We start from the raw sequence: 20,743 nt of genomic DNA on the forward strand, positions 1-20,743 counted from the left end.
CCCCAAATTGCTCAATAAAGTTCAATTTTAATCATTTCAATTATGCAACATACATTCAGTGTCCTATTCTGGTTACAAACGCAGAAAATCAGTAAAAAGAATGGTGAAGCTCCGATCTGGGCAAGGGTGACTGTGGATGGTAAAAGAGCTGAAATATCGACTGGAAAGAAGACGTCTCCTGAGAAATGGAACGTCAATTCAGGTCGGATTAGAGGGAATACGGAGGAGGCTAGAACTATAAATAGTCACTTGAACAAGATGATTGTTAAGCTAGAAAAGATCTTTGATCAATTAAATGAGAACAATCAGTACGTCTCATCTGCTACAATCAAGAATATATTCCTGGGCAAAACGAACAAACAACACTACTTACTTGAGTTATTCAGACATCACAACAATCAAATTGAAGCTCAAGTAGGAAAGCAGTATTCTGCTGGAACCCTGGAAAGATACAAGTGTGCTTATCGACAGGCAGAAGCATTCATAAAGCATCAATTTGGACAGGAGGATTTTGCTTTAAAGGATCTCAACTATTCATTCGCAGCTGAGTATGAAATGTATTTGAAAACAGTCAGGAACATTGGGCACAATACGGCCATCAAATACATCAAGCAAATGAAGAAGATCATCTTGATGGCAATCAAGAATGAGTGGTTAGAAAAGGATCCTTTTGCTCGATTCGAAATGACAATGAAAGAAGTGAAGAAGGGATACCTGACTAAAGAAGAGCTCAGCTCTCTATACAAGGGTGAGTTCGAGTTCCAAAGATTGGAGCAAGTCCGGGACATCTTCTTATTCTGCTGCTATACTGGCTTGTCATACTCCGATGTGAAGAAGCTTACCCGGGACAATATCTCTAAAGGCCTTGACGGTGAATATTGGATTTTTGTGGATCGAACCAAAACAGGCTCAGCTTCCAATGTACCTCTCCTACCCGTGGCTGATGAGATTGTGAAGAAGTATGAAAATCATCCGGAAGTTGTAAACTCCGGAAAGCTGTTGCCGGTGATATCCAATCAGAAAATGAATGCCTACTTGAAAGAAGTAGCTATCGTGTGTGGTATCAAAAAGCACATCACTTTTCACATGGCCAGACACACCTTTGCAACTACGGTGACTTTATCGAATGGAGTAGCCATTGAATCTGTGGGTAGTATGCTCGGCCATAAAAATTTAAAGACCACTCAGATTTATGCGAAAGTGGTTCAGGAAAAAGTGAGTGAGGACATGAAAGCTTTGAAGGATAAACTTGGCGCAAGTGGATTTGGAAAAGCTGTCAATCAATAAACTCTTCAATGAGTTTCTGATCAATTCCAGAATAAAGCGAAAACTCATGGATGGTCACCAGTTGGTGATCATCTTTTTTTAATTCTTCTTTAATTCGTTTAATAATTAGCCTACCGTAGCGCTCACTTTTGCCAGTGATGCGCTGAATATCCTTCGGGTAGATTATGATTCGTTTTAGCTTCATTTAGCGTCTTTCATACTCCATCTATGCTTTATCCATGAGGCATCTTCGGCAATAAGTGTCAGATGCTATCAAAGCCGGAATACGGTAGTTGTCATCTCTTTTTAAATATGCGTTTTTTCAGCCATTAACCAAATTTTTTACATGTTATGGCTCGACAAAAGGGTATCATTAAACTAAAGGGAACCATCGGGGATGTGTCCTTTTACAAATCAAAAGATGGCTATTTAGCCAGAGAAAAAGGTGGCGTGGACGGTGATCGAATCCGCAATGATCCGGCCTTCCAAAGGACCCGTGAAAACGGTTCAGAATTTGGACGTGCTGGTAAAGCCGGAAAGATCCTGAGAAACGCACTGCGGCTGCTTTTGCAGAACGCTTCTGACTCTAAAGTCACCAGTAGGTTGACTAAAGAGCTGCTTCGAATAATCAAAACCGACACGAACAGTGCACGGGGACAAAGGTCAATCGCCGAAGGTGATTTGAACCTCCTCGGTGGGTTTGATTTCAATGCTAATGGGAAGCTAGGTGCTACGATGTATGCGCCGTATCAATCGCAGATTGATAGAGCATCCGGGGCATGTGGCGTGACGATTCCAGATTTCATTCCAGGTAACACTATTGCCTTTCCTTCAGGTGCGACGCATATGAAGTTTTTGGTAGGTGCTGCCGGTGTTGATTTTGAAACTGAAACGTTTGAGTTTCAGCAAGAGGATAGCGGTGAATTGGTCATTGGACCGGATGTGGTCAACCAACTGGATTTGGCTGTGAACCTTTCTGCAGGTAGTGAGCTGGATATCTTCCTGGTATTGGGTATTGACTTCTTGCAAGAGGTGAACGGCGTGATGTATCCATTGAAAAATGGATCCTACAATCCACTGGCTATTGTGGGGATTGATCAATTCGTTCAAGCACCAGCGGAGTAAGTGACACATGGAAGTCATTCTGAAAAGAACCTACCATGAGAATGGAACTAATGGGAAGCTCTACTATGGGAAGCAGCTGGTCTGCTTCACCATAGAGCTTCCCTGGCTTCAAAACCGCAGGAATGTTTCCTGTATTCCTGAGGGATCTTATGAGATAAGAAAACGATTCACAAAGGCCCGGGGAAACCATTTGATCTTGGAACAGGTGCCTGACAGATCAGGCATTTTATTACATCCAGCCAACAATGCCCTGAAAGAACTGAAAGGATGCATTGCTCCAGTGAGCAAATTAGATGCTCCAGGAATCGGGTCTTTATCTCAAAAGGCTACAGAGAAACTTCAAACCCTCCTCTTTGAAGTTTTGGATCGTGACCAGGAGGTGATTCTAACTATTCAAAAGCAAATCGATATGAACGTTGTAGATAGAGTGAAGGCACCCACTCCTAAATTTTTTAAGGTGCTTAGAACTATTGGGTTAAGTCTGGCTGCAGCTGGTGGAGCAATCCTGGCATCTCCAATTGCACTACCTGCAGGTATTGTCACTGTTGGTGGCTACCTGGTGGCTGGTGGAACAGTACTCGGTGCTGTTAGTCAAACAGCAGTCGATGATAAATGTGAGGAAGATGAGTGATCATCAAATAGCATCAGGTACAAAAGCAGGGACTGTAGGTGGAACACTCTTAAGTGTGGTTATGAACATAGATGCCGGAGACATTCTTCGGACAGTGATTTTGGCCACCGTCGGAGCAATTGTAAGTTTCACAATTTCGGTACTTCTTAAGTGGCTGGTCAGATCCTCGAGGAGGAAAAGAGATACTGCAGAGTAAAAACCAAAGCCCTCAAAATAATGAGGGCTCATTTTTTGGGAAGTTATTTACTTGATGTGCCTGGCACCAGACGAACAACCTAATGTACATCCTCCTCTTATTACCCACAGGTAGATTTAATGCTTTGTCCTTGATAAACTCCAAACATTCCTCAAACTCCTGTTGATTCATTCTACCCAGGACACTTGTGATAACTGATGGATTCATGTGATTGAAAAAGCCTTCCATATAATTCATTTCTAAAAGAAAAAAAGAAAAAAAAGAAAGCTTGCTTGAGAAATGGCGTGGGTAAAATGCAAGGCTTTGGTTCAGCGAGGGATGTGCCGGCATTGCAATTTTAATTGGTGTGGCTGGGGGCGTGGAGCCACTTATTTTTGATTGACTTTTTTACTTCCGATTTACTACGTTCTTCTTTTTAATGAACTCATGGTTACCGGTACAGTTTACTGTGGTCTTGTCATAAGGAAATGAATCCTTGTATTCTATGTTTAAAGGTGGTTGATTCGAATTTATCAAAGCAGCTTCAACTCTTTCATTATTAGACTTATCAACAAAGGAGTAGCAAAAACAAATTTGTTCTCCTGATTTCAACTTTCTGCGCCAAACATCCCAATCTTCATGATTATTGATCCTTTTATTAAGGTCATCAGCTTTACCTATGTACAATAGTTGGATTAGAGTTACCGTTTTTCCTTTTTCATTGTATTTACAACGATAAACACCGTAAACACCGGGTTCGTTAGAAAGAGATTTGATATTAGGCTCTCGTCTGTAACCATTGAATTCTTGATTATAAGTCTTTTCAGCCATCGTGATAAGGATTTAGATTTCAATTATTGCGTATGGCACTCGCGTGAACAATGCCAGCAACCGTTAGTTTGGGTATAGTGCTTTTTAGCTTCGGCTACTGCTTGCCAGCAGTTAGAGAAATCACCTAGGTACTTTTTGTTTGAAGGCATCACATGGCAACCTGATTTGTGAACTTCATGATCGCCATTGTCATCGGTATTGTTGTTTACATAATAATCAGCCATAATTGATGTGAATTAAAGTAGAGCAACTAAGGTATCTGTAATAATACATAACATCAATACCCAAAACTGGGTAATTTGTATTGAATGCAGGTAAAAGAGCCTTCAGCTTGCGGACGGCCTATGCGCTGCGAGCCGTCAACGGAGCGAAGGTGGCCGGAACGCAGTGGAGGCACATCCTGAGTGGAGTGCGAGTGCGAAGGAAGCCTGCCAGAAAAAGACCGGACTGAAAGGAGGACGACTGGTGGTGTGGATCAGCTTTGGATTGAGGGAAGGTGGTGGGGCTGATCCTATCTGACTGAGCCCGCAGGCGAGCCTAAACACGGGCAGTGACTGGACTGGGAGCTGGACGGGCGGATGGATATTGAAGGAAGAGATCGAGGGTTCTGTGGGTGCTTGTGGGTGGATTCTCTCGATGCTTCCGAAATAGATTGGCTTAGAGGCCTGCTCCCAGAACAGGGAGAACTGCCGTGAGGAAGATGGCAGCCAAAGCAGATGGCATGACAGGCTGGCGATAGCCACTGAAAGCGAACCATGTGCTGAGGTACGAATGCTCATGGTGAGGCCTGGCGTGACAACTGCTGGCAACTGATGACGAACACCGCTTTACCTGCTTTTCGTATTTTTCACAACAAAATATTTTTAACTTCGTAAGACATTAATGTCACCTATTTATATTTTTTGTTTTTAGTGACATTTTTATTATCTTTGAATCTCAACGATGCAATCAAATACAAACTAATAATATGAACTCCGTAAGTCCCATAAAAACATTTGCCAGGAACCTATCATATTTGAGAGATTCCCAAAATATGACCCAGGCCGAGTTAGCGGAATTAATTGGAGCAAGTCCCAAAACTGTTCTTCGGTATGAGAGTGGATCTTTCAATCCCAAAATGGATTTAGTGGCTTCTCTTGCAGATGCGTTGAAAGTTAAAGTTGAAGATTTCTTTAACGAAGACCTAAAACGTGATTCATTATTCAATGTTGAGTTTGAAATAACTGGGGTGTCGAAGAAGAAATCTGGCTTTGAGTATCGAGAAGAGGATAAAATCTCAGCAGACCTAAAGGAGTCTATTAGAGAGATAACCATTGACCGCTTGGTCAAATTTCATGAACTTTTCGATCTATTAGATTATGACATCAAGTTTGCTAATCCTCTCGAAAATTTCAAAATAATTAAGACTCGTAAAGATGCCGAGAAAGCTGCAGGAAAGGTTAGAAGGAAATGGCAAATTGGTAAGACTCCTATTTTATCCGTTGTAAGTACACTAGAAAATCATGGCGTAAATGTCATAGATGTATCGGTACCGGAAGAATTTGAAGGATTGAGTGCCTATATCAATGATCTCCCAGTGATTGTACTCAACAATCAAGTCCATGAAAAGACTAGAAGGCGATTCACCGCACTTCATGAGCTAGGTCATTTGATTCTTGAAATCGATGATAGTCTAAGCTATCAGGATATTGAAAGGATCTGCGATGCTTTTGCCGCGTCTATGCTTCTACCAAGAGAGTTGTTAATTGTAGAATTAGGTCAGAAAAGAACTAAGATTTCAAGAAAGGAGCTTAAAGCTCTTAAGCAGAAATATGGAGTTTCTGTAAGATCATTGCTTGTTGGTGCAGCATACTCGGGTATAATAGACTGGGATGAATATCATGAAGTTAAAGATACCCTAGTTGACTTAGGCCAATATGAAGGAGAAGAAATCGCCAGTAAATACCAGCAGTTGGTATATCGTGGAATCACGGAGGGTCAGCTATCCCCTGGAAAAGCCAAATACTTTACTGGAATGAATAAAAGCGCCTTTGATAGTATTAAAAATAATTTGGAATTTGGCTGATGGAAGTTGTTGTTAACGATACCGAGCTTTTACGCAATTTTATTACCAGGGGTATATTGACCGACACCTGTGAATTCGACTATGTAGTTAGCTCGGCTATAATTGATAATAGTAACCTCATTGAAAAATTCATTCTAAAACGCTTCATCAGTTCAGGTAAAATCAGAATAGAGAAATTCGGTAATCTGACCTATTCTGATTTGTATCATTATACGAGTACCTATGGTACCGATCGATACACATACTATGAGTTCCATTCGATTGAAATTGCAAAAAAATATAACCTAAGATTGGTTACAGATAATAGTGCAATGAAGCAGTTAGCTCAATCGGAAAATGTCAAAATATTAACCCTCACTCAAGTTGAGGATATACTTATTAGAAAAATTAAAATTGAAGATGTAATCAAAATAAAAAAGCCAGACAACTTGTAATTACCTGGCTCTAAATCTTAGTGGACAAAGTCTAGGAAACTTTGACTTCATTTGATTTGTCGTGAAACAAATGTAGGAATCCCTCCTGAGATTTACAAGAGCAGTTATACAAGCGGTATTGGTGATGTATAACCTTAAATAACTGTAGATCCTTTTTCATTATACAATTTGTAAGCCTAAAAGAGCTGACAATTAGATTGTCAGAATAGGACTGCTATAGTATTGACCTAAGCTATGGTATGAAAACCTAGGTCATTTATAAACATAAATAAATATCAAGATGATAGATATAGTCAAAGAAGGTGCCTCAGGCACCAAAGACAAGGTCAAGGTGGCCTTGATAGTGAATGGTGAAGAGAAAGAATGGAATTCCAAGGAAATCAGCTTCGAAGAGGTTGTTATCCTGGCGTTCGATTCAATTTCTAATAATCCGAATATATGCTACACTGTAACCTATAAGAGAGGTCCCGGGCAAAACCGAGAAGGCTCGATGGTGAAAGGTGATGTAGTACGTGTGAAAAACAAAATGGTTTTCAATGTCACATCAACTGATAAGTCGTAGTAAGGATCTAAAACGCCTTCAGGATGAAGGCTTTGAAATCCAGGTAAGAGACGGTTACCTGATTGTGCATAGTATTCCCTATGTCAACAGTAACCGAGAGATTAAGTTGGGCAAGCTAATTGCCCAACTTTCTATTGCAAACGAGCAGGTATCAAAACCTGTGACTCATGTAATACATTTCATGGGAGAAATGCCATGCAACAAGGATGGTACGCCAATCCTAGGCATACAGCATGGCAATCCTAATACCAAGTTGTTTGATGATGTCACTATGAATTATTCATTCTCGAATAAGCCTAAAAATGGATATAGTGATCATTATCAGCAGGTGACAAGGTATGAGGAAATAATATCTGCTTCCGCAATATCAATGAAGCCAAATTTGACATCAAGGACTTTTAAAAAGATGCAAGAAGAGTACGCTGGCGCCTTTAAGTATTTCGATACGAATGCTAGCCGAGCTAATATTCTTCCATTTTTAAGACAGTTCAATGAACAACGGATTGGGATTGTTGGTGTTGGAGGAACTGGGTCGTATGTTCTAGATCTGATGGCTAAAGTACCTGTCAAAGAAATCCATTTATATGATGGAGATCTAATGAGACAGCACAATGCCTATCGGTCACCTGGAGCAGCTCGTGAAGATGAATTGGATGTTCCTAAGGTTGAATATTTTGGAGACATTTATTCGAGGATGCATACCGGAATAGTGCAGCATCCATATTTCATTGATGAGTCTAATCTTGCAGATCTAAAAGATAAGAGCATCGTATTTCTATGCGTCGATAATAACGACGTAAGAAAGCTGATTATCAATTATCTCAAGGAGCATGGTGTTACAGTCATTGATATTGGCCTGGGATTAAATAAGGTAAACAATTCCTTAATTGGTACAATTAGAGTCACAACAATTGATGCGACTCATAGCGATCATGTGGAAAAAAGAGTGCCTTTGGAAGAACCAGGTGAAAATGAGTACGCACCGAACATTCAGATAGTTGAACTGAATGCATTCGGAGCTGCCATGGCAATAATTAGGTGGAAAAAATTGCTTTCGTTCTATCAAGACTTGGAGCGGGAGTATAATGCTACCTATACGATCAATGTATCTCAACTTCAAAACGATGAATGTGATGTCGAAAGTGATGAAGACGATGAGATTGCAGCATGAGTTTTGTGAATTTGTACCGGGTAATTTAAAGCCCGGTACTCTTTACATTTCTATGGAATATGGAACAGCTGTACATCTGTGCGTTTGCGGCTGTGGGCAAAAGGTTGTAACACCTCTTTCTCCTACAGATTGGAAGCTGATTTATGACGGAGATACTGTTTCACTCGATCCATCAATTGGCAACTGGAGTTTTGATTGTCAATCGCATTATTGGATCAAAAAGAACCGTGTGATTTTCTCGAAAAAGTGGACCGATGATGAGATCAAAGAAAATAGAAAGTTTGACCAGGAAGTCAAGGCTGACTATTTCAATGATTCTAAAAGGGTTATTCCAAAAAGCGAATCCGGATTCTTTGAGTTTGTGAAGGATTTGTTCCGGAAAAAGTAAAGTTTTAGAGAGAAGGTGCAATTACGCCTTCTCTCTATTCATTATGCGGCATAATGTCTTACTAGGATGAAAATACGTTGAATGTATTGCTCATCTTAGCTTTTTGCGAACTCTATTAAGGGTAAAAACTTTCCATTATCGGCAAGCTTTACTGCTCTTAAATATTGCTCTCTCCCTTCATTATTGTCAGAGAGGTTGCTTGCGCCCCAGGAAAAGACTTCCTGACTAAATATTTTTTCAATGATCACATCTGCCATTAGCCTGCTGTGGCGGCCATTGCCATTAGAAAAACAGTGAATACTTACTAAGCGATGTTTAAATCGAATGGCTAGCTCCTTTGACTCAAAGGTCTTCTCACTATGCCAGAGGAGCACATCATCCAGTAGCATTCGTAGATCTACAGGCACTTGCCAGTAATCCGACCCCAAGTTCTTCTGTGTAGTTCGGAACTTTCCTGCCCATTTCCAGACGTGTCCAAACATTCGTTTGTGAATATCTAGTATGAATTTCTCGGTGAATATTTTTTCTGCCGTCAATGATCTAGCCATCAACCATTGTATGGCTTCCTCAATGTTTTGCTGTTCAAATTCATCCAGCTCCTTTTTTGTGGAAATGGAAGGAATAAGCAACCCCTCTAGTTCTTCTTCATCCAGAGGGGTTTGTCCTTTGATGTACTCTAGATTTAATCCCATAGAATTTTCGGCACCTCGCGTTTCAATTCATCCGCACGTTGTTCAATAGCCTTCCGGATTCGCTGCTCTGAGTTTTCTTGATCCTCGAGCTTCATAGTAGTAGAAGTTCTGGAAACAATTTTAGTCGCAAGTTCCCTAGCTTTCCGATCTATCAAATGATCCAAAGAGCCATCTTTAGGAACAAAGCCGTAAACCAAGTTCATGTCCAAAGCGATGGCTGCCTCTCGAAGTGATTTTAGTGTAATGGTTTCTTCTATTTCCCTCTGCTCGATCTCCGCTGCGCTTTGCTTCGTAATGGAAAGTTTGTTAGCCATTTGCTGCAAGGATATTCCCAATGCTGTACGAATGGCTTTAATCCATCCAATGGAAGGAATTGCCTCATCTTGCAGTGATTGAAATCCTTTCAATCTACGATCAAGTTGTTCTATTTGGAGCTGCTGCTTTTTCATATCGTAAGGTTATAGCCTGACAAAAATATGACAAATGTAAGGTTATAGCCTGACAAAAAGAAATATTAAGTCAGGTTATAGCCTGACTATTCGAACAAATTACCACTCAGGGCAGAAACAGGTCTATACTAAGTCCGTACCAACTCCTATCACACTCTTTACTTTCGTTTGTCAATGGTAGACCCATCAAAAGAAATTAGATTACATGTTTCTCTTAATCTACTCCTTACCCTGCTTCCATATAGCTTTTCAATTTCATCACTGTCCAGATTAGTAGTAATATGCGTAATCATCTTATGTGATATGAAATAGTCATAACGAGATAGCAGAATCTCAGTCATCACGTTACAATCATTCCCGTAGTATTTTAGGCTGTTTTCAACACCAAGATCATCAAAGCAGTAGTGTTTAGGAATCCAGACATCCGTTTTGAATTTGAAAGACCGGTCACTGTATTTTTCAATCACCTGGTAACCATTCTGAATGAAGTCATAAGAGATTTTCCGAGTAGCTATCATTAAATGCTGATCATCCTGAGAACGTATAAATCTCATGATATTCATGAGTGAAGTTTTACCACAACCTATCGGACCCATAAGGAGGATCCCTTTTGAAAGATCCATATCGAGGAGGTTAGCGTTTTCTTGGTCACGGAAAAAGTAGGTGAAGAGTTTGAAGATAATCGGATGATCCTCCCCGATCACTTTGAATTTTGGACCATATATTTTTTTGCCTGTTCCCTCCAGAAATGAAAGACATTCTTCGAAGTAGAATTTATTAGATTTATACGTAATGGTTTTGGGCATAATTAGGACTTATTCAAAAGGCCTTGATAGAGATTCCGAAACAAATCTGGAATAACGGCCATTGGGTTAAAGCGGCTGGTCATATTTTTTTTTCAAATTGGAATCATTGTTTACTTGTTTAGACTGTTTACTACTGTTTATATAAGGTCGCAATGCTGTTGCACTGGTTGTATCATAAGTTGTCTTGGTAGTTGTATCAAAAGTGAACATGTTCACTTTGCTTCCTTTGATCGGATCATGTGAAGGAAAGTATTCCAAATAGCCCCAGCTGTCGAGCTCCCTTAGGCACTTCGCATAGGTGTTGTTTGAACCAATTTTTGAAAGCTTCATAAGTTCTGATCTTGCTACCGAAAGTGGATTCCTAAACCTGTTGGAATTCCAAATTTGAAAGAGAGCCAGGTACAAACTGATGTGACTGGGATATAGCCTCTCATCAGCTTGTACTTTGGCAAACCAGTTATTCATGTGATGGATGTAGTTAACACCCCCCGACCGTCGGTCACCCCCCTCAAGGGGGGAATTCCCAGCGCTCATGGTTACGCATTATTGAATTTATTCTCCTCCAGTATTCTTAGGATGTCGTGATAATCGTAGTAGATAACTCCACCGATTTTAGTGTATGGAAGTGTCCCGTTTACCCTAAGATTCTGAAGAGTTCCTGGAGAGATCTTCAACATCTTTCTTAGTTCACTGGACCTTAACCATTGCTTATTTTGCGTACTATCTTCTGATAAGACTTGTCTGATGTCCTGGAGAAGCTCCATTTTAAATTCATGTAGATCGTCGGTTGTAATAATTGTTGCTGCCATCTTTTGATTGTTATTGATTTTCGATGGACAAAGCTGTTGTGGCTTGTATTGATTTATTCACAAGATGATCCCAAGTTGGGATAAATAATTATTGATTTTCAGTCCTGATCTTATCTAGTAGGCTGGTTTTCAATACATCTAATAGTGAATTGGGATTCTTTTTTAGTTTGATATCGGTATAAAGCCGATAGTAATTCCCAACATCAACATTCAAAGCTTTCTCCATTACTAAAAAGGAATGTTTGAGGTCTCCTTTTAGCTTTCCTGCGGCGTGGAGGGCGTAAATTAATTCTACCAGATCTGTTTTTGATCCATGCCAGTCCAGCGTTTTCTGAGAATCCCAACTTGGGTCCAAAGATGGATTCTTCAAAGTAAACTTCTGATCCTTCAGAAACTGCATGTATCTATCCGCAGCTATAAGACAGGAAAGAGTTGGATCAACCGGTGAGCTGAAGTCAGGATCACTCGGATACTCAAAGCTCCCGTGGAGCTTTGGACAGTAGTCACGATTAGTAAAGTACAGCTCATCCAAATGATCAGATTGCATGTTCATGTAGTTTCTAAACTCACAATGTTTAATCATAAATGAGGAGGCCTTCTCCATACACTCATTGATGTGTTGACCTTTGAGCTTCTTACTTCCCCTCGGGCGCTCTTTGTAGTAGTTCAGCACTTCTAAGTTGAAATGAAGCTCAGAAACGAATTTTGGCTTGATCGTTTTGAAGAAATGTATCTGTTGGTTTACTGTTTCAAGTGAAGCCTGAAAATAGAGTTGTCTGAGTGTCTTGGTTAGATCTTGGCAAAGAGTGATTTTGAGCGAGCATTTATCGATAGGTGATCTATTGTTATTATCTATTTCCAATAATCGATGCTCCAACTCACTGAGTAAGTCAAAACAAGGGTTTTTCAACGTGTTGGTGATTAGCTGTTTCCAGCACGTGAAATTATAAATCTGTCATATTATTTGAAATAAAACGGATAGATAAATGTGGGTTTGTGTGGATTTGTAACGTTTGAGTTCACTATTTACATAGTAAATTAACAATCCTCCAACCTACAATTTTCGTTCTGTCCTTCAAACTCAATCGTGATGTGGTTGATAGACTCATCTTTCAGTTTTGATCGGACTGTTTCTTTGAGCTCTGCTTGTTCAGATAGCTTGTAGTCCTTGTCTAGTTTTAGGTGAATTGTGAGAATATTATATTCCCCGTCCATTGACCAGGCATGACAATCATGCACATCAGTCACTTCAGACATGGTCCTTAGTTTTTCTCTAATCTCCTTGATGGATACTTCTTCTGGTATGCCCTGAAGAATGACTAACAAACTCTTTTTGAGATTTCTGTAAACGTTGTAAAGCACAAATATTGAAATGAGCACAGAAAGTAACGGATCAATAAAAGGTGCATCCACATACATCATAATAATACTGCCGATGAGCACAGCTACCCATCCCAAAACATCCTCTAATAAATGGAGTGACACGACTTTTTCATTGAGTGATTCCCCTTTTCGAAGTTTGAGTACCGCTGCTCCATTCACTACTATTCCCAGAATAGCGAGGTAGAGCATTCCCTGAACGTTTGTTTCCTCCGGGTTGAATAGTTGTGGAATTGCTTTAGTAAGAATAAAGATTGATCCTGCTACCAAAACGATAGAGTTAATGATGGCACCCAACAATGAGAATCGTTTGTACCCGTATGAGAATTTTTTGGTTCTTCCTTTCTTAGCCAGTTTTTGAAAATACCAAGAGAGACCCAAACTCAGGCTGTCTCCCAAGTCGTGCAACGCATCAGAAAGGATGGCTAAGCTATTGGTATATAGTCCTCCAATGACCTCAATGATGGTAAATGCCAGATTGAGAAAGAAGGCAACTTTTACATTGCCTTCTGAATGATTGTGTGAATGATCGTGATTATGTCCCATAAACTTTACGATTCTTTTAAATTAATGTCCATGACCACCTTCTTCCTCGGTGTTTTTAGCTTTTGCCAGCACAGTGAATGCTCCTTTTGTAACCAACTCTATGGAGGCAATATTGATAGATGAATCGATCAATGTTATCTGAGTAAAACCATCTTCACTAAAGCCTTTGTTTACTTCAACCATTTCAAAATCGAACATTGTTTCTCCATTTTCCATTCGCTTATTGCTAAGTGCGAAGAGGTAATGCTTGCCTCCATATCTTACGATTGATTCCTCAGGAACTGCCCATGTTTCATTGCTGCCTGTTTCGATTTTTGCAGACACATACATACCAGGCATCAAATCATCATCCTTTTCTTTCAAATGACCATGTACGGTGACTGACCGATCCTCACGAACACCACTTCCTACCAGAAACACCTCTGCTTCCCTCCATAGATCGGGAGTATTGGCCAATGCAAAACGAATTCTTTGACCTTCTTTGATCAGAGGAATATCGTTCTCATAAACTGTTAGTTCTACATGCAAGTCTTCTGTACTAGTCAGATCCATAATTACATCCTGAGGGTTGATGTATTTACCCACATTGGTGTAAACCTCCCTCACCTGACCAGTCACTGGCGCATAAATACTGACATAAGAAATCACCTTCCCTTCACCTATTTTGGAGGGATTAAATCCGATCATTTTTAGCCTTGCTTCCATGGCGTTTATTCTAGCTTCATTGGCGAAATAGGCGCTCTTGGCTTGTTGAAAGTTTTTCCCGGAGGCGACCTTCTCGTCGTACAGCTTCTGTTGTCTTTCAAATTCAGCTTTCAGATATTCCTGATTTGCCAGACCTTCCAGGTAATCCTGCTGAAACTGGATGAAATCAGGATTTTCAATGGTCACCAATAGTTGGCCTTTTTTCACTGAAGTTCCCGGAAGCATATCCGTGTATTTCACAAAACCTCCATAAGGCATGTTGATTGAGATATTGCTTTGCGGAGGCACATCAATGATTCCACTCACTCGCAGCTCCGAACCCATGACACGCTTTTCAATTGCTCCAATCTGAATATTAGCCTGTTCAAACTGAGCTTGCGTTAGCTCAATGCTACTTTCATCCTCGTGATGCTCTTCAGGTTGATCTACTGTTTTTGAACTGCATGAAACTACGATCATGCTCAATATGCTGATCGAAAATATGCTGATGATATATTGATATATAGTGTTCATTGTCTTTGTATTTATTGAATTCCGGAAATGAATTCGATTTGAATAATGGTCTGATTGTATTGATTGAGAATGTCCAGATAATTGAATCGTACGTCCAATGATCTGCTAAGCCCCTGGGTGTACTCCACATAACCTATGTCTCCACTTTGAAATCCTGCTTGCGCTTGCTTTAGAATAAGTGAAGCTTGCGGTAGAGCTGTTGATCTGTAATAACTCAGGCTATTTTGAAATTTGTAGTATTGCTGAAGTAGCGCTTGTAATCGTCCTTCCAATTCGTTGTTGACTGACTGAACAAGCGCCTCGCTTTCTTGCTTCTTTAATTCGATTGTCTTTATAGATGCAGCTTGCGATTTTGCCCCAAAAATAGGGATGGCAATGCCTACCTGAAATCCAGTAAATCGATCACTCGAAGTATAATTGACCGGATTGCCATTGATATCCTGATTAGGACCAATGAGTGACTGATTAAAATAACCAATCATCAGATCCGGCATCAACTTCGATTTTTCAACCGACTTTTCTCTTTCTGCCACCTCAATTTGTTGCCTAAACCAAGCCAATGTAGGATTGCTATCAACATTGGCGTCACCAATTAAGCCAGCTACATCCCTTTCAATAAGGCTATCTGCAGCCAGATCAATCAACTCGTCTGTATTCAGTAAGGTTTTTAAGGCTGTCTGATAAATCTCGATATCCGCCTTGTTTTGCTCCATCATCACTTTGATTTCTGCCACCTGAGATTCGGCAGTTGCCTTTTCAAGAAGGTTCGTTTCACCCGTCTCATACCTAAGATTTGCTGCTCGCGAAAAACTGCGATAGATACTATCCTGTTCAATTAGTAGCTTTCTCTTGTTCTTTTCCATAAGCAACCTATACCAGGTTGATTTTACCTGCTGAACCAATTCATTTCTGGTCATCGCTTCCCTCCATTCACTAGATTCAACTTTTGCATTGGCCAACTTGCTCTGGTTGGCGTAAACTGTGGGGAATGCTATCGACTGACTTACGTTGAATTGATTGTCATTATCAAAAACACTGTTGTATTGCCCATGCGTCAGGTTAAAATCAGTTTTCGGGAGATTCCAGCTGGCTCCCTTCAGTGCCTTTTCCTGTTGCGTTCTTAAGTCAGCAGCACGAAGGCTTGGATTGTTCTTGATGGCAGTCTCAATGGATTCCTCAAGTGTGTAATTCCTTGACTGCCTTTCTTGGGCTTGCACTCCATTCACTTGAAACATTAGCGCTCCCACCAACAAGATTGGTAATACAGCACCTGGTTTAACTCTCACTCCCTTCTCAAAATAGTAGTATAGGATAGGGAGTACAATCAATGTTAAAAATGTTGCAGTGATTAACCCACCAATCACAACAGTAGCCAGAGGCCTTTGAACCTCGGCTCCACCGGATTGTGATAGCGCCATTGGTAAAAAGCCAAGTGAGGCCACAGAAGCAGTCATAATCACCGGTCGCAATCGGGTTTTTGTTCCCTGGTAGATGCGATCAAATATATCTGTCACTCCTTCTTGCTTTAGGTGGTTGAATTCTGCGATAAGCACAATGCCATTAAGGACAGCAACCCCAAACAGTGCAATAAACCCAACCCCGGCAGAAATACTAAAGGGCATGCCTCTTAAATAAAGCGCCAAAATTCCACCAATGGCTGACAAGGGAATTGCGGTGAAAATCAGAACACCCTGCTTTACCGATTTGAATGTAAAATAGAGCAATACAAAGATGAGCAGAAGCGCTGATGGAACGGCTACAGCGAGTCTTTGTCGGGCTTCTATCAGATTTTCAAATTGACCTCCATAGGCAATGGAATAACCGGGAGCAAAGACCACAGACGCTTCAATTTTTTGCTTAAGCTCAGTAACCACACTTTCAACATCCTTATTTCGAACATTGAAGGCAACCAGGATTCTACGGCGAGTATCATCCCGCTGAATCTGGTAAGGCCCGTCCTTGATCTCCACGTTGGCCACCTGATAAAGAGGTATCTGGTGTCCATCTTTACGCGAGATGTAAAGGTTTCTAACTGATTCCACATCATTACGATTGGCCTTCTCCAGTCTCACTACCAGATCGAATCGTCGTTCATTTTCATAGACCAGACCAGCGGAAGCTCCGGCAAATGCCGCCTGCACAGATCGATTCACATCCAGAATACTCAAGCCGTATTTAGCCAACTGATCACGCTTATAGGTAATGACTATCTGAGGAATTCCAGTTACTTCTTCAATGTACAAATCCACCGCACCTTCAACCCCTGATGCAATGTTCCCAATTTGATCGGCGTATTCAGACAGATCGTTCAGATTTTCACCATAAATTTTGACTGCTACATCCTGCCGAACACCAGTCATGAGCTCGTTAAAGCGCATTTGAATGGGCTGTTGAAATCCGAAGGTTACACCTGGAATGATTTCGAGTGCTTCTGCCATTTTGTTGGCCAACTCCTCACGGTTAGAAGCACTAACCCACTCTTGCTTGTTCTTTAGAATGATCATGAGGTCTGCTGCTTCAATGGGCATTGGATCAGTGGGTATCTCTCCTGCTCCTATCTTGGACACAACCTGCTCTACCTCTGGAAATTGATCCAGAAGTATTTTCTCTGCCTGGGTAGTCGCTTTAGTAGTATTCTCCAATGAACTCCCTGTCATCACGCGCGTCTCCACAGCAAAATCTCCTTCTTCCAGTGTGGGAATAAATTCACCTCCCATATTTGAAAAAAGCCACAAGGCGCCTACAAACAGGCCTGCCGTCAGTCCAAGCAAAGGCAACCTTTTATGCATCACCCACCGAATGGTAGGATCGTACAATCGATGAAAGAAGTTCATGATACGGTCAGAGATGTTCTTTTTGTATTCTGTTTTCTTGCTGAGAAAGAGTGCAGACATCATCGGAACGTAGGTTAGTGACAAAATGAATGCACCGAGAATGGCGAAACTCACCGTTTGTGCCATGGGCCTGAACATTTTCCCTTCTGTGCCCACTAGTGCCAGAATCGGCAGATAAACGATAAGAATAATGATCTCACCAAAGGCCGCTGAGTTTCGAATTTTGCTGGCTGATTTATAGACCTCCATATCCATTTCATCCTGTGTTAATTTCCTCCCCAGCTTAAGCAACCCAAGATGGTGCAAGGTGGCTTCTACGATAATTACAGCCCCATCCACTATCAGCCCAAAATCTATAGCCCCCAGACTCATCAGGTTGCCAGAAACTCCAAAGAAATTCATCATTCCAAAGGCGAAAATGAGTGCCAAAGGAATAACGGAAGCCACGATCAGTCCTGCACGGAAATTGCCTAGCAGCAACAACAAAACGAAGATGACAATCAATGCTCCTTCGGCCAGATTTTTAGTCACGGTTCCTATCGCGGTATCTACAAGCTTAGTTCGATCCAGAAAGGGTTCGATTGTCACCCCTTCAGGCAAAGACTTACGGATTTGTTCGATCTTTCCCTTTACATTTTCTATGACTTCTGCTGAGTTTTCTCCCTTTAGCATCATGACAATTGCGCTGACTACTTCGCCTTCTCCATTCCGAGTAGTTGCTCCATAGCGCACTGCATTCCCCAATTGCACTTTAGCCACATCTTTAATCAGTACAGGAATACCGCTTTCATTTGTTCGAATATTGATCTTCCTGATATCATCAAGATTACCGACAAGGCCTTCTGTTCGAATGAAGTAGGCATTCAGATTCTTTTCAATATAAGCGCCACCGGTATTTTGATTGTTTTCCTGAAGGGCCTGAAATATATCAGCAATGGAAACATTCATGGCCTTTAACCGATCTGGCTTGATCGCTATTTCGAACTGTTTTAGATAACCTCCAAAACTGCTCACGTCTGCTACTCCAGGAGTACCCAGCAGTTGTCTCCTTACTATCCAGTCCTGTATCGTTCTTAACTCACGCGCATCATACTTCTCCTCATAACCAGGAGATGTACCAACCACATACTGATAGATTTCTCCCAAACCTGTTGTGATGGGAGCCATACCTGGCGTCCCCACTCCTGATGGAATTTGTGATTGTACTTCAGGCAAGCGTTCACTTACCTGTTGACGAGCCCAATAAACGTCAACATTTTCCTTAAAGACAATGGTAACAACCGACAATCCGAAGCGGGAAAATGACCTGATCTCATCTATATCAGGAATGGTCGCCATGGTGATTTCAATAGGAAATGTAATGAGCCGCTCTACTTCCTCAGCAGCTAAAGAGGGAGATGCGGTGATGACCTGAACCTGATTGTTCGTGATATCAGGAACAGCATCTATCGGTAATTGAGTGAGGGAATATCCTCCCCAAATGACCAGGCCAAGCGTAAGTAGGCCAATAATCAATTTATTTTTCACTGAAAAGTGAATGATTTTATCCAGCATTTTTATTTGGATTTAAAAATTCTAAATGATTTGAGGGTGGCATGTTGCCAAACATGTAGACACACACTGTGTGGGCTAAAAGCACACAGATTTGAAAAAATAAGTGTCTTGAAAAACTAGGCCTGAGGAGGCTGGATTAGCTTATCCAGATATTCTGAAGAAATTGAAAACTGATAGAAACTGCCTTTGGTCTGAAGAGAAAATGATTTGTTTCCTAATTCGATGTTTGAGAACGTGTATGTGAGATAAATAGGTGCATGATTGCACTGATGTTGGCCATGAAATGGCAGATCATCATCCTTATCATGGTCGTGATGGCCTTCACTGTTGTCGTCATGATGTACATAATCTTCGACCAAAAATTCAAAAAAGGAATCTCCATCAAACGCCTTATGCTCCTCAAAATGGGCAAAAAGGGCAGGAAGTTTCTCCAATTCGCAACACATGTCCATGTTTGGAGCAAAAATTTGCACCACAAAAATCATCGATAGTGATATGGACGTTAGACGATTCATCTGAGCAAATGTAATCATTTAGGCATGCAACCAATTTGCATTGTTTCTATGAGCAATTGGCGCAAGTGCCCTTGTAAACCATACTGGCGCTAGCTGCTTTAAAACCCGATGGGATGTGCGTTTGTGGAATCTTAGACTGAGTCAGGCAATATGTCTCACCACATTGAACACAGTGAAAGTGGATGTGTTGGTCTTGTGGTTCACATTCACAACCTTCTTCGCAAAGTGCGTACTTGACCGAACCGGTGCCGTCATCAATGCTGTGAATTAGCTTCTTGTCTTCAAATGTCTTCAGGGTTCGATAAAGGGTTGCCTTATCCGCTCTTTCAAACTTGGCTTCTAAATCACTGAGACTGATCGCTGCGCCCGATTCCACAAGCTTTTTGAGTACCAACATCCGCATGGCGGTTGGCTTGATGTCACGATCTTCAAGTTTTTGTTCGAGCATGTAGCTAAATTAGCAATTGCAAGTTCCATTTTGCATTGGTGGACACTTCTTGGTCCCATAACTGCAATACACGCAGCAATCTCCTTGCTTGGGTTTTACTACTTGATTACAATTCTCACAATCATAGAAGTACTGGCATGCATCCGTTGGCATGGTTTCCTCTTTCCGGTGACCACAATGAGGGCAAGTGATGGTTGACGCTAAAACTGCTTCTTTCTCCATGTTATTAATCTTTTGGCTTTTCAATCACTGTATATCCGGTTTTATTAATCACATCTATGATTGTTTGCTCTTCAAGCTTTGATGGCAAATACTCAATGGTAGCTGAACCCTCAGCATAGATGGCATCAACTGATTTTACACCGTCAAGAGCGCTTACTTCATGCTCAATATGACTTTCACATCCCGCACAAGTCATTCCCTTTACTTTCAGTACAATCTTGTGAGTTTTGGTCGTGTCTTGTTCAGCGAATGTAGATGCACCCAGATCACCTCCATTAGAGTAGAAAATATGTGCGTAGCTTGGAAACGAAAGCATTAACCCTGCAAACACCGTGATGATTCCTAAGAACCTTTTTGAGTGCCAAAAGGAAGGTTTCAGGTCCTCGTCACATGCACAGGCGATTTCTTCGGCAGTTCTGGGTCGTAGTTTCTGGTACCATGCAAACCCTAAAACTAAAAAAGTGACACCAACAAAAAAGGGTCTCGCAGGATCCAGCCAGGAAAAAGTGGAGGCAATGCCGCTAACACCAGCCAATAAGGCAAGCAAGGGAGTAATACAGCAAAGTGAACTTAACAAAGCTGCCAGAATACCGCTGGTCAAAAGGGAATTTTTCATTGTTCA

General features: G+C 41.1%; 25 protein-coding genes. 10 read left to right on the top strand and 15 right to left on the bottom strand.

The features are described from left to right. Nucleotides 1–42: 42 nt before the first annotated feature. Nucleotides 43–1,287 (top strand): site-specific integrase, encoded by a 1,245-nt coding sequence (locus ACEQZT_RS13450; RefSeq protein ID WP_370089966.1) that lies wholly within the window; start codon nucleotides 43–45, stop codon nucleotides 1,285–1,287. Here ACEQZT_RS13450 and ACEQZT_RS13455 read toward each other — a convergent pair. Further along, nucleotides 1,277–1,471, bottom strand: a complete 195-nt coding sequence (locus tag ACEQZT_RS13455) for a hypothetical protein (protein ID WP_370089967.1) — start codon at nucleotides 1,469–1,471, stop codon at nucleotides 1,277–1,279. The two genes, ACEQZT_RS13450 and ACEQZT_RS13455, sit on opposite strands and share 11 nt — an antisense overlap. A 146-nt stretch (nucleotides 1,472–1,617) precedes the next feature. On the opposite strand from ACEQZT_RS13455, the gene ACEQZT_RS13460 reads away from it, so the two are divergent. From ACEQZT_RS13460 to ACEQZT_RS13470, 3 genes are read left to right on the top strand one after another with little or no spacing between them, the layout of a single operon-like run. Further along, complete coding sequence (locus tag ACEQZT_RS13460) at nucleotides 1,618–2,391, top strand: hypothetical protein (RefSeq protein ID WP_370089968.1); 774 nt, start codon at nucleotides 1,618–1,620, stop codon at nucleotides 2,389–2,391. Nucleotides 2,392–2,398: 7 nt separating this feature from the next. After that, complete coding sequence (locus ACEQZT_RS13465; protein WP_370089969.1) at nucleotides 2,399–3,022, top strand: DUF5675 family protein; 624 nt, start codon at nucleotides 2,399–2,401, stop codon at nucleotides 3,020–3,022. Next, nucleotides 3,015–3,218, top strand: a complete 204-nt coding sequence (locus ACEQZT_RS13470) for a hypothetical protein (RefSeq protein ID WP_370089970.1) — start codon at nucleotides 3,015–3,017, stop codon at nucleotides 3,216–3,218. Before ACEQZT_RS13465 ends, ACEQZT_RS13470 begins: the two co-directional genes overlap by 8 nt. Before the next feature lie 387 nt (nucleotides 3,219–3,605). On the opposite strand, the gene ACEQZT_RS13475 is transcribed toward ACEQZT_RS13470, so the two are convergent. Further along, nucleotides 3,606–4,028, bottom strand: a complete 423-nt coding sequence (locus ACEQZT_RS13475) for a GIY-YIG nuclease family protein (RefSeq protein WP_370089971.1) — start codon at nucleotides 4,026–4,028, stop codon at nucleotides 3,606–3,608. A 387-nt stretch (nucleotides 4,029–4,415) separates the two neighbouring features. Between ACEQZT_RS13475 and ACEQZT_RS13480 the strand changes: the two genes are divergently transcribed. From ACEQZT_RS13480 to ACEQZT_RS13505, 6 genes are all read left to right on the top strand, one after another. Continuing rightward, the gene (locus ACEQZT_RS13480; protein ID WP_370089972.1) at nucleotides 4,416–4,547 is read left to right on the top strand and encodes a hypothetical protein; all 132 of its coding nucleotides are present in this window, start codon (nucleotides 4,416–4,418) and stop codon (nucleotides 4,545–4,547) included. 448 nt (nucleotides 4,548–4,995) lie between these two features. Beyond that, nucleotides 4,996–6,093, top strand: a complete 1,098-nt coding sequence (locus ACEQZT_RS13485) for an ImmA/IrrE family metallo-endopeptidase (protein WP_370089973.1) — start codon at nucleotides 4,996–4,998, stop codon at nucleotides 6,091–6,093. After that, nucleotides 6,093–6,527 carry a hypothetical protein gene (locus ACEQZT_RS13490; RefSeq protein WP_370089974.1) on the top strand — a complete coding sequence of 145 codons (435 nt, stop codon included), beginning with the start codon at nucleotides 6,093–6,095 and terminating at the stop codon, nucleotides 6,525–6,527. The genes ACEQZT_RS13485 and ACEQZT_RS13490 overlap by 1 nt, the downstream gene beginning before the upstream one ends. A 280-nt stretch (nucleotides 6,528–6,807) precedes the next feature. After that, entirely contained in the window at nucleotides 6,808–7,089 is a 282-nt protein-coding gene (locus ACEQZT_RS13495) for a multiubiquitin domain-containing protein (protein WP_370089975.1), read from the top strand. After that, entirely contained in the window at nucleotides 7,064–8,260 is a 1,197-nt protein-coding gene (locus ACEQZT_RS13500) for a ThiF family adenylyltransferase (RefSeq protein WP_370089976.1), read from the top strand. The genes ACEQZT_RS13495 and ACEQZT_RS13500 overlap by 26 nt, the downstream gene beginning before the upstream one ends. Then, complete coding sequence (locus ACEQZT_RS13505) at nucleotides 8,223–8,648, top strand: DUF6527 family protein (protein ID WP_370089977.1); 426 nt, start codon at nucleotides 8,223–8,225, stop codon at nucleotides 8,646–8,648. Before ACEQZT_RS13500 ends, ACEQZT_RS13505 begins: the two co-directional genes overlap by 38 nt. Before the next feature lie 95 nt (nucleotides 8,649–8,743). Here ACEQZT_RS13505 and ACEQZT_RS13510 read toward each other — a convergent pair whose 3' ends face one another. From ACEQZT_RS13510 to merTP, 13 genes are all read right to left on the bottom strand, one after another. Beyond that, entirely contained in the window at nucleotides 8,744–9,340 is a 597-nt protein-coding gene (locus ACEQZT_RS13510; protein ID WP_370089978.1) for a mobile mystery protein B, read from the bottom strand. Beyond that, the gene (locus ACEQZT_RS13515) at nucleotides 9,331–9,789 is read right to left on the bottom strand and encodes a mobile mystery protein A (RefSeq protein ID WP_370089979.1); all 459 of its coding nucleotides are present in this window, start codon (nucleotides 9,787–9,789) and stop codon (nucleotides 9,331–9,333) included. The genes ACEQZT_RS13510 and ACEQZT_RS13515 overlap by 10 nt, the downstream gene beginning before the upstream one ends. Nucleotides 9,790–9,947: 158 nt before the next feature. Further along, nucleotides 9,948–10,595 carry an ATPase gene (locus ACEQZT_RS13520; RefSeq protein ID WP_370089980.1) on the bottom strand — a complete coding sequence of 216 codons (648 nt, stop codon included), beginning with the start codon at nucleotides 10,593–10,595 and terminating at the stop codon, nucleotides 9,948–9,950. A gap of 66 nt (nucleotides 10,596–10,661) precedes the next feature. Then, the gene (locus ACEQZT_RS13525) at nucleotides 10,662–11,060 is read right to left on the bottom strand and encodes a hypothetical protein (protein WP_370089981.1); all 399 of its coding nucleotides are present in this window, start codon (nucleotides 11,058–11,060) and stop codon (nucleotides 10,662–10,664) included. 71 nt (nucleotides 11,061–11,131) lie between these two features. After that, nucleotides 11,132–11,404 (bottom strand): helix-turn-helix domain-containing protein, encoded by a 273-nt coding sequence (locus ACEQZT_RS13530; protein WP_370089982.1) that lies wholly within the window; start codon nucleotides 11,402–11,404, stop codon nucleotides 11,132–11,134. Nucleotides 11,405–11,492: 88 nt separating this feature from the next. Continuing rightward, nucleotides 11,493–12,314, bottom strand: a complete 822-nt coding sequence (locus tag ACEQZT_RS13535) for an RteC domain-containing protein (RefSeq protein WP_370089983.1) — start codon at nucleotides 12,312–12,314, stop codon at nucleotides 11,493–11,495. 128 nt (nucleotides 12,315–12,442) lie between these two features. After that, nucleotides 12,443–13,330 carry a cation diffusion facilitator family transporter gene (locus ACEQZT_RS13540; protein WP_370089984.1) on the bottom strand — a complete coding sequence of 296 codons (888 nt, stop codon included), beginning with the start codon at nucleotides 13,328–13,330 and terminating at the stop codon, nucleotides 12,443–12,445. A 21-nt stretch (nucleotides 13,331–13,351) separates the two neighbouring features. Then, nucleotides 13,352–14,548, bottom strand: a complete 1,197-nt coding sequence (locus ACEQZT_RS13545) for an efflux RND transporter periplasmic adaptor subunit (protein WP_370089985.1) — start codon at nucleotides 14,546–14,548, stop codon at nucleotides 13,352–13,354. A gap of 11 nt (nucleotides 14,549–14,559) precedes the next feature. Continuing rightward, a complete protein-coding gene (locus tag ACEQZT_RS13550) occupies nucleotides 14,560–18,936 on the bottom strand; it encodes a CusA/CzcA family heavy metal efflux RND transporter (RefSeq protein WP_370089986.1) in 4,377 nt (1,458 codons plus the stop codon). A 116-nt stretch (nucleotides 18,937–19,052) separates the two neighbouring features. Beyond that, nucleotides 19,053–19,451, bottom strand: a complete 399-nt coding sequence (locus tag ACEQZT_RS13555; RefSeq protein WP_370089987.1) for a hypothetical protein — start codon at nucleotides 19,449–19,451, stop codon at nucleotides 19,053–19,055. A 46-nt stretch (nucleotides 19,452–19,497) separates the two neighbouring features. Continuing rightward, complete coding sequence (locus ACEQZT_RS13560; RefSeq protein ID WP_370089988.1) at nucleotides 19,498–19,899, bottom strand: Fur family transcriptional regulator; 402 nt, start codon at nucleotides 19,897–19,899, stop codon at nucleotides 19,498–19,500. 9 nt (nucleotides 19,900–19,908) lie between these two features. Then, the gene (locus tag ACEQZT_RS13565; RefSeq protein ID WP_370089989.1) at nucleotides 19,909–20,121 is read right to left on the bottom strand and encodes a GDCCVxC domain-containing (seleno)protein; all 213 of its coding nucleotides are present in this window, start codon (nucleotides 20,119–20,121) and stop codon (nucleotides 19,909–19,911) included. 4 nt (nucleotides 20,122–20,125) lie between these two features. Beyond that, on the bottom strand, nucleotides 20,126–20,737 hold the full coding sequence (merTP, locus tag ACEQZT_RS13570; protein WP_370089990.1) for a mercuric transport protein MerTP: 612 nt from the start codon (nucleotides 20,735–20,737) through the stop codon (nucleotides 20,126–20,128). Between the last annotated feature and the right edge of the window lie 6 nt (nucleotides 20,738–20,743).

Origin of the sequence: Ekhidna sp., assembly GCF_964218185.1 — a bacterium.
Taxonomy (GTDB): Bacteria; Bacteroidota; Bacteroidia; order Cytophagales; family Cyclobacteriaceae; genus Ekhidna.